Annotated in this window: 1 protein-coding gene; it reads left to right on the top strand. The window is 61.9% G+C overall.

Going from position 1 to position 714, the window contains the following annotated elements; all coding sequences use genetic code 11:
* Positions 1–714: NAD(P)/FAD-dependent oxidoreductase (locus tag Q7C21_RS22275; RefSeq protein ID WP_375151126.1), on the top strand; the 714-nt coding region annotated here is incomplete at both ends.

Below are 714 nucleotides of genomic sequence, written 5' to 3' on the forward strand. Positions count from 1 at the left end.
CGTCGCTCATGAACCGCATCATTGCTGATCGCTACGGCATTCCGGAGCTGGGCCACATCACGTCGTTCTACTCGACGCAACGTTACGTCTCGTCGAGCACGGGCATCAAGCGCAACTTCGGTTTCGTGTTCCACAAGCCCGGCCAGGAGCACGACCCGAAGGAGTTTACGCAGTGCGTCATTCCCGAGCTGCCGTGGGGGCCGGAGAGCCATTATTACCGGCAAGACGTCGACGCCTACCTGTTGCAAGCCGCCATTAAGTACGGCTGCAAGGTTCGCCAGAAGACCAGCGTGACCGAATACCACGCCGATAAAGACGGCGTCGCGGTGACCACCGCCGAGGGCGAACGGTTCACCGGCCGGTACATGATCGACTGCGGAGGCCCGCGCGCGCCGCTCGCGACCAAGTTCAAGCTCCGCGAAGAACCGTGTCGCTTCAAGACGCACTCGCGCAGCCTCTACACGCACATGCTCGGGGTCAAGCCGTTCGACGACATCTTCAAGGTCAAGGGGCAGCGCTGGCGCTGGCACGAGGGGACCTTGCACCACATGTTCACAGGCGGCTGGCTCTGGGTGATTCCGTTCAACAACCACCCGCGGTCGACCAACAACCTGGTGAGCGTCGGCCTGCAGCTCGATCCGCGTGTCTACCCGAAAACGGACATCAGCGCGCAGCAAGAATTCGATGAGTTCCTCGCGCGGTTCCCGAGTATCG

Source organism: Pantoea sp. ANP04 (genome assembly GCF_041982285.1).
GTDB classification, from domain to species: domain Bacteria; phylum Pseudomonadota; class Gammaproteobacteria; order Enterobacterales; family Enterobacteriaceae; genus Pantoea; species Pantoea eucalypti.